The sequence below is a fragment of the Acidovorax sp. genome, assembly GCF_046294525.1.
Lineage (GTDB): Bacteria > Pseudomonadota > Gammaproteobacteria > Burkholderiales > Burkholderiaceae_C > Acidovorax.
On record NZ_JBKBKQ010000040.1, the window covers coordinates 25291 to 32588 of the forward strand.

The window sequence follows — 7298 nt, forward strand, 5'->3', positions numbered from 1 at the left end:
CCCGAAAAACCCGTGGTGTCGGTTATTTCCAACACTGCCGCGAATTTTGTTGAGGCCTAAACTATCTCCAGGCGCGCGCAATGAGAGGCCACCGATCAGCCGTACAGCCGCGCGCCTGCCCGCAGCACCTCGTGCGCACGGCTCGTGCCGAGGGCGTCTTCCACGGGCGTCCACACGCTGCGGTAGGCGGGCATGGCCGCTGCGTCAAATGCCGTGTGGGGCCAGTCCGAACCCCACACCAGCCTGCCGGGCGCTATCGTCGCCACGCGCTGGATGTGTTCGGTGATACGGATATAGGGCGCATGGTCGCCCAGGCGGTACCAGCCCGACAGCTTGACCCATGCGCCAGCACCGGCCAGGCGTTGCAGTGCGTCCCAAGCGGCATCGCGGGCGGGCAGCTGGGTGTGCAGGCCAGCCAGGTGGTCGAGCACGCAAGGTAGCCCTGTGCGCTGGTGTACGTCGGCGATCTGGCCCAACTGTTCCGGCCGGGCGTACCACTGCAGATGCCAGCCCAGCTCGCGCAAGAGACCGCTCAGTCTCGGCAGCGCGTCCTGCCCGTTGCCCACGGGCGAAACCAGGTTGAACCGCACACCCCGCACCCCCAGCGCGTGCATGGCTTGCAGGGCCGCAGCCTGCACGTTGCCATCGACCACCACCACCCCGCGGTGGCGCCCGCCGCTGGCGCGCAAAGCGTTCAGCACCAACTGGTTGTCCGTGCCGTACACGCTGGGTTGCACCAGCACCAGGTGGCCCACGCCCAGGCCCGCCGCCTCGGCCTCGATGCGGTCGATGGGGTGGTGGGCGGGCTGGTAATGGCCTGGCTGCGCCTGCGCGGCGCCGTCAAAGATGTGGACGTGGGTGTCCCAACCGTCCAGCGCTGCTGTCGAAGGCGCCGAAGCCGTCGATGTGCCAAGGGGCGGTGCACTCATTGCTCAGCCGGCCACGATCTTGCGCTCGCGGATCACTGTGGCCCACTGGGCCTGCTGCGCCTGGATGAACTTGCCCGCGCTGGCCTGTGTGGCGTCGGCAAAGGTATCGCCGCCCAGCGCGCGGATGCGGCCCAGAACCTCGGGGTCGGCGAGCGCCTTGCGAATGCCTGCAACGAGCAGCTTGCGTGTGTCGGCAGAAATGCCAGAGGGCGCCAGGATGGGGTTCCACTCCAGCACTTCATAGTTGGTCACTCCCGTCTCGGCCATGGTGGGCACATTGGGCAGCGAGCGGGCGCGCAGCGTGCTGGTCACCGCCAGCGGGCGCAGCTTGCCGGCCTGGATGTGCCCCAGGGACGAGGCCACGTTGGCGAAGAACAGCGGCACCTGCCCACCCATCACGTCGTTCATGGCGGGGCCGCCGCCGCGGTACGGGATGTGCGACAGCTTCACGCCCGTGCGCTCTTCAAACAGCGCGCCCGCCAGGTGCTGTGCCGAGCCGTTGCCGGAGGACGCATAGGCCACGCCGTCGGGCTGTGCCTTGGCCTTGGCGATCACGTCCTGCACCGTCTTGGCATCGAACCCCGGGTGGCAGACCAGCACGTTCGGGAACGTGGCCAGCACGGCCAGCGGCACAAAGGCGGTGTTGCTGTCGTAAGGCAGCTTGGGGTAGAGAGAAGGGTTCACCGCGAAGGAGGAGGCATCCAGCAGCAGCGTGGTGCCATCTGGCGTGGCGCGGGCCACGGCCGCTGCCGCCAGCTGACCGCTGGCGCCCGGTTTGTTGTCCACCACCACCGACTGGCCCAGTGCCTCCGACAGGCGCGGCGCCATGATGCGCGCCATGAGGTCGGCGCCACCGCCTGCGGGGTACGACACGACCAGCGTGATGGTGCGCCCGCCCGCAACACCGTTGGCGCGTGCGCCCACCCATGGCGCGGCGAGCGTGGCACCCACCGCAGCGAGCGCAGCGCGGCGGGTGGGGCGCGTCAGCGTGGCGCGTGTGGATGCGCTGGGCGCGGCTGTGGAAGCTGGGGTATTGCGGGTCATGGTGTCTCCTTGAAATGTGGTGTGGGTTTGGCTTGGGCGAGCACAGGCGTCTTGCGTTGCCTTGTGTGTCTCCCAGGCCCGCCGATGGTTCGTCAGGTGATCGTGACCGTGTAGTGAAAGGCGTGGGCATCGCCTCGGGTAATGCGCCATTCCACGCAGCGCCCGCCCAGGTCGTGGGCCGCGCGCTGCACCACCACGCAGGGGTGGGCGGCGGCCAGCTCCAGGTGGCCTGCCTGCGCAGCGGTCAGCACGCCAAAGCCGATCTCGTCCACCGCGCGGTGCACATGCACGCCGGTGCGGCGCGCGAACATGGGGTAGAGCAGGTCGTCCCACTCCGCCGTGCTGCCCTCGGCCAGGGGGCCGAAAAGGTCCAGCGGCAGCCAGATCTCTTCCAGCAGGCAAGGCCGGTCGGCCAGCAGGCGCACGCGCAGCAGGCGCAGCACTGCCTCGCCCGTGGCCAGGCCCAGGCGGCGAGCCACGCCGGCCGGGGCCGCCATTCGCTGGCGCGACACGATGCGGGAGCGCGGAATTTCGTTGCTGCCGGTGTCAAACCGGAAGAAGCGCAGCATGGACGCGCCAGAGATGCCCTGCCGCACAAACGTGCCCCGGCCCTGCAGACGTTCCACAAGGCCCTCGGCCACCAGCAGCTCCAGCGCACGCCGCATGGTGCCCAGCGCCACCTGGTGCTCGCTGGCCAGCAGGCTCTCTGCCGGCAGCGCCGTTCCGGGCGGCCATTCGCCGGACACCACACGGGCGCGCAGTGCGGCGGCCAGCGTGGCGTAGCGGCTGACGCCGGGTGATGTATCCAGAGACACGACGACGGGTTGAATATGCATGTTTATAACTCTAGTCCTCTATAGGACTAAATGCATTGGGGTTACCCCGAGGGATGGCCTGTAGAACTCCCTGCGGGCCGTGATAGCGCGGCCTCGGGCGGTCCGCTGCGTCTGCCGGGAGAGTTGTCAGTTGTGGGGTTGCTCGCCCAGCGGTGCCAGACCGTGCCGCGCACGCGCCTTGTGGCAGGCGTAGTCGCCCGCCGTGAACTCGCGGCACGGCGTGGGGCGTGCGTCGTAGATGCTGCAGGCCACCATCGCACCTACCTCGCCGGTCAGCGCTACGCAGCGGATGGGTACCTGCTCGGTGCCGCGCATGCGGCAGGTGCTGCCGTTCACATCCATCGCCAGGTGTGTGGGCACGGTGCCGCCCATGTCCACCATTTCATAGACGGCAAAGTCCACGCGAAAGCTGGCGCAGCAGGCGCCACAGGCGAGGCAGGGGTGAGCGGATTCGGACATGCAATAACAAGCGCGCTATGGAGGCGGGCCGCTCGCCCGGCTGGGCACGGCGGAGGTGGGGAATGCTAGCGAAGATCGGCCAGCGTTCCCGGTGAGTCTCGCTTAAAGGGCAGGGGCTCAGGCGCCTGCGACTGCCGGGCGGCCACGTCTATGCGTTGCTGCGCGCCGATGAGCCCGCCGCCGTCGGCTCAGCCGGGCCCATCGACCGTGGACAGCCCGCCGTCCACTGCCAGCTCAATGCCGGTGCAAAACGTCGCGTCAAAGCCCAGAAACAAGGCCGCGCTCGCGATCTCCGCCATGGTGCCGTGGCGCTGCATGGGCGTGATGGCGTCGCCCAGGGCCGAAATCTCGGCGCGCGCGGCGGGTGTGAGGTCGGGCAGCCCCAGGCTGGGCGTGTCGATGAAGCCTGGGGCGATGGCATTGACCCGGATGCGCCGCGACAGCAGTTCCGCCGCGAAGGAGCGCACAAACGAGCCCACGGCCGCCTTGCTGCCCATGTAGACCGACATGCCGGGCGTGGCGGTGGCCGGGGTCACCGTGGTCATGGTGATCGAACCCCCATCGCGCACGCAGGGCGCCAGCTTTTTCATCGCAAAGTACGCGCCGCGGGTGTTGATGGCGAAGTGGCGGTCGAAGCTGGCTTCGGTCACCTCGTCAATCGGATCGAAAGCGGCGATGGCCGCGAACACGAACACCGCGTCGAGCGCGCCGAAGGCCTCGCGCAAGGTGGCGACCAGCTGGTCCATGTCGGCCAGGCTGGCCACGTCCGCCTGCTGCACCAGCGCGCGTTCGCCCAGGCGCGTGCGCGCGGCCTGCACGTTGGCCGGGTTGCGGCCTGTCACGAGCACGCGCGCGCCCTGGTCCACCAGGGCCTGGGCCGTGGCCCAGCCCATGCCGTGGGTGCCGCCGATGACGGCGACGTTCTTTCCTGCAAATCGATGGGTCATTGGGATTCTTTCGTCTATGAATGCGGCCCTGCGGGCACGCTGTGTCAGGCCGCAGCCAGCATGGCTGGCTGTTTCGCATCATTTAGAATAAATTCATATAAATCAATTACTTACGAGAAGGTAAGTGCCCCAATGCGCGACGTGAATGACTCCTTGCCGCCCGCCGCTCCGGCCGACGAATGCGGCTTTGCGCACGCCATCGGGGTCATCAAGGGCAAGTGGAAGCCCACCATCATCTGGGAGCTGCACGCGCAGCCCATCCGCTTTGGTGAACTGCGCCGCCGGCTTGGCGGCATCAGCGAGAAGATGCTGTTCGAGCAGCTGCGCCAGCTGGAGGCCGACGGCATCGTGCACCGCCAGGCGTTTGAAGAAGAACCCACGCTGCGGGTGGAGTACTCGCTGACCGAAGCGGGTGCCGCGCTCAACGACGCAGCGCACCGGCTGGCCGAATGGGGTGAACGGCACCGCCAGCGCCCCGCCGCAGCGTCCTAGGTGCTTTTCCGGACGCTACCAAATTAATAGCTGGTGGCGCTTTTGGGATAAGCGCCGGAGGCCGTTTTGATTAGAAACCTGGGGCGTTGGGGATGCTGATGAAAAAGCCCACACCCCGGCCGCCCAGCCCCGCGCCCACGTGCACCTGCCCGCCCATGCGCAGCACGGCCTGCCGCACGATGGCCAGGCCCAGGCCCGAGCCGTTGGCAGCGTGGCCCAGGCCCCGGTAGAAGCGCTCGAACACCCGCGCGTGCTCGCTGGCCGCAATGCCCGGGCCATCGTCTTGCACCGCCAGGTGCAGCATCGCGCCATCGCACCGCAGCACGACGGCCACGTTGCCGCCGGGGGGCGTGTAGCGCACCGCGTTGTCGATGAGGTTGTGTGCGATGGACTCCAGCGCGGGCAAGTCCAGGCGCGCGGGCAGGCTGTCGGGCGCGTCCAGCGACAGCTCGATCTGCCGTGCCAGCGCCCCGGGCACGGCCTGGGCCAGCACGCCCCGCAGCCACTGCGCCACATCCAGCTCGCGCGGCGCGGGGCGCTGGGCATCGTCCAGCGCGGCCAGGTCCAGCAGCTGCTGGGCCAGGTGCGAGGTGCGGGCGATGGCCTGTTCCAGGTGGGCCTGGGCCTGCGTGCGCTCGGCCTCGCTCTGCGAGCGCGCCATCACATGCGCCTGGGCGTTGATCACGGCCAGTGGCGTGCGGATCTCGTGCGCGGCGTCCTGCACAAAGGCGCGCTCGCGCTCCACCTTCTGGCGCAGCTGGGCGAAGAGGTGGTCCAGCGACTGCTCCAGCGGTTTCAGCTCGCGGTGGCGGGCGTTGAAGCCCACGGGCTGCAGGTCGTCCTTGCCCCGCTGGGCGATGCGGCGCGCCAGCTGCTGCAGCGGGCGCAGGCCGTTGCGCACCGACAGCCAGACGGGCAGCAGCACGAAGGGGGCGGCCAGCAGCAGGTAGGGAACCAGGTTGCGGCCGCTCGATTGCAGGAAGTGGGAGTCTGCGCGTTTCGGCTCGACTACGCGCAAGGTCCAGCGCGCGGTCCTTCCGGCGTAGGCGCGGTATCGCTGGCCTTGCGAGACGGGCTCCGAAATTGCAGACGCGCCGTTCAGAAGGTCGGGCAGGGCGATACCCAGTTCTTGCAAACCAGGCGGCGAATAAACGACGTCGCCCGTGGCACTGTCGCGCAGCTCATGCATGGCCACACCGGGCAGCAGGCCGTTCTGGCGTCGGCGGATGTTGACCCAGTGGTTGGTGGCCGACACCACTGCCGCGGCCTGCGCCGGGTCGGTGATCAGGTCGAGCGAATCCAGGAGCGCGTCGCCGTATTTCAGCAGCCCCGGGTCGTTGGTGATGGTGTGTTTGTAGTTGACGAAGTTGTAGCCCAGCAGCACCGCCCACACCAGTACAAACGCCACGGTGACCGACCACACGCTGCGGCGTACCAGTGTGGGCTCGGCCAGCCGGCGCCAGGCTGCACGCAACCCGGGGGCGAGGCGGGCGGTGCGCGACGGGGGCGATGCGGTGGTCATGCCTGCAGCAGGTAGCCCACGCCCCGCACAGTGCGGATCAGCTCCGCTCCGATCTTGCGCCGCAGGTTGGAGACATGCACCTCGATGGCGGCAAAGTCCACCGGTTCGCCCAGCGGGTCGAGCCGCTGCGAGAGCAGGCTCTTGGACACCACCACACCGGGTTCGCGCGCCAGCTCCAGCAGCAGCTGGAACTCGCGCGGCGACAGCTCCAGCGCCATGCCGCCGCGCTGGGCCGTGTGGCGCCGCGGCTCCACCACCAGGTCGCCCAGCACCCAGCGCTCGCTGGCCTGGCGGGCGCTGCGCCGCAGCACGGCGCGGATGCGCGACATCAGCTCGGCCGTGGCAAAGGGTTTGATCACAAAGTCATCCGCCCCACCATCCAGCCCCGCCAGCCGGTCTTCCACGGCGGACCGCGCAGTGATCACGATGATGGGCACCTGCCCGCCGTCACCCGTCTGCGCCCGCCAACGCGCCAGCAGGTCAAAGCCGCTGCCATCGGGCAAGGTCAGGTCCAGCAGCACGCAATCGACGGTGCGCGCATCCACGGTGGCGGGCGCGTCCACGACGCGGCGCAACCACTCGCTGGTCAGGCCCTCCACCTTGAGCGCGGCCTGCAGCGCACGGCCCAGGTCCAGGTCGTCTTCGATGAGCAGGATGTGCATGAGGTGGGATTGTGGCGGGAGTGGTGGTTGTTGCGCGGTGCGAGAAGCGGCGCCTTTGGCTGGCGTTAAGGCAGAGGTTTGCACAATGGCAGGCCGCGTGGCGCAACGTGGCTTGCCTGTGGAGCGAAAAGAAGAATACGTTGAACCTGTGAACAAGCTGGGAGGATGCCCTTGTGGCTGAAGATCGTAGGCGCGACGTTGCGCTGGCGCTGTGCTCTGCTTTCCTGCGGATGCATCGGTTCACGACACCGTGGGGCGAATGACTCGGCTCTTTGGCTGCGCTTAACAGGCTGCTGAAATACCTCTCGCAGTCCCTCCGCCGCTGAGACACAGCCACGACAATCAAGGCCCCCGACCACAAGACAAGCCATCCATGCGCGGAGCCGACACCTTCACCGAGAGCCTGT

At 68.4% G+C, this 7298-nt stretch carries 8 protein-coding genes; 1 reads left to right on the forward strand and 7 read right to left on the reverse strand.

Annotated features, from left to right (window positions below; all coding sequences use genetic code 11):
- Positions 1–95 precede the first annotated feature (95 nt).
- The 5 genes from ACK4HJ_RS22135 to ACK4HJ_RS22155 all read right to left on the reverse strand — a co-directional run bounded on the left by ACK4HJ_RS22135 (position 96) and on the right by ACK4HJ_RS22155 (position 4215).
- Positions 96–929: an amidohydrolase family protein gene (locus ACK4HJ_RS22135; RefSeq protein WP_409835589.1), complete on the reverse strand. Its 834-nt coding sequence runs from the start codon at positions 927–929 to the stop codon at positions 96–98.
- Between the two features lie 3 nt (positions 930–932).
- The gene (locus tag ACK4HJ_RS22140; protein WP_409835591.1) at positions 933–1973 is read right to left on the reverse strand and encodes a tripartite tricarboxylate transporter substrate binding protein; all 1041 of its coding nucleotides are present in this window, start codon (positions 1971–1973) and stop codon (positions 933–935) included.
- A 92-nt stretch (positions 1974–2065) separates the two neighbouring features.
- Positions 2066–2809, reverse strand: a complete 744-nt coding sequence (locus tag ACK4HJ_RS22145) for a GntR family transcriptional regulator (protein ID WP_409835593.1) — start codon at positions 2807–2809, stop codon at positions 2066–2068.
- Positions 2810–2935: 126 nt separating this feature from the next.
- The gene (locus ACK4HJ_RS22150; RefSeq protein WP_409835595.1) at positions 2936–3268 is read right to left on the reverse strand and encodes a YkgJ family cysteine cluster protein; all 333 of its coding nucleotides are present in this window, start codon (positions 3266–3268) and stop codon (positions 2936–2938) included.
- A 188-nt stretch (positions 3269–3456) separates the two neighbouring features.
- Entirely contained in the window at positions 3457–4215 is a 759-nt protein-coding gene (locus tag ACK4HJ_RS22155; RefSeq protein WP_409835597.1) for an SDR family oxidoreductase, read from the reverse strand.
- Positions 4216–4356: 141 nt separating this feature from the next.
- On the opposite strand from ACK4HJ_RS22155, the gene ACK4HJ_RS22160 reads away from it, so the two are divergent.
- Entirely contained in the window at positions 4357–4707 is a 351-nt protein-coding gene (locus ACK4HJ_RS22160) for a winged helix-turn-helix transcriptional regulator (RefSeq protein ID WP_409835599.1), read from the forward strand.
- Positions 4708–4777: 70 nt separating this feature from the next.
- Here the strand turns inward: ACK4HJ_RS22160 and ACK4HJ_RS22165 are convergent, their stop codons facing one another.
- The gene (locus tag ACK4HJ_RS22165; RefSeq protein ID WP_409835601.1) at positions 4778–6229 is read right to left on the reverse strand and encodes a sensor histidine kinase; all 1452 of its coding nucleotides are present in this window, start codon (positions 6227–6229) and stop codon (positions 4778–4780) included.
- Positions 6226–6891, reverse strand: coding sequence for a response regulator transcription factor (locus ACK4HJ_RS22170; protein ID WP_409835602.1), 666 nt, complete (start codon positions 6889–6891; stop codon positions 6226–6228). The genes ACK4HJ_RS22165 and ACK4HJ_RS22170 overlap by 4 nt, the downstream gene beginning before the upstream one ends.
- Between the last annotated feature and the right edge of the window lie 407 nt (positions 6892–7298).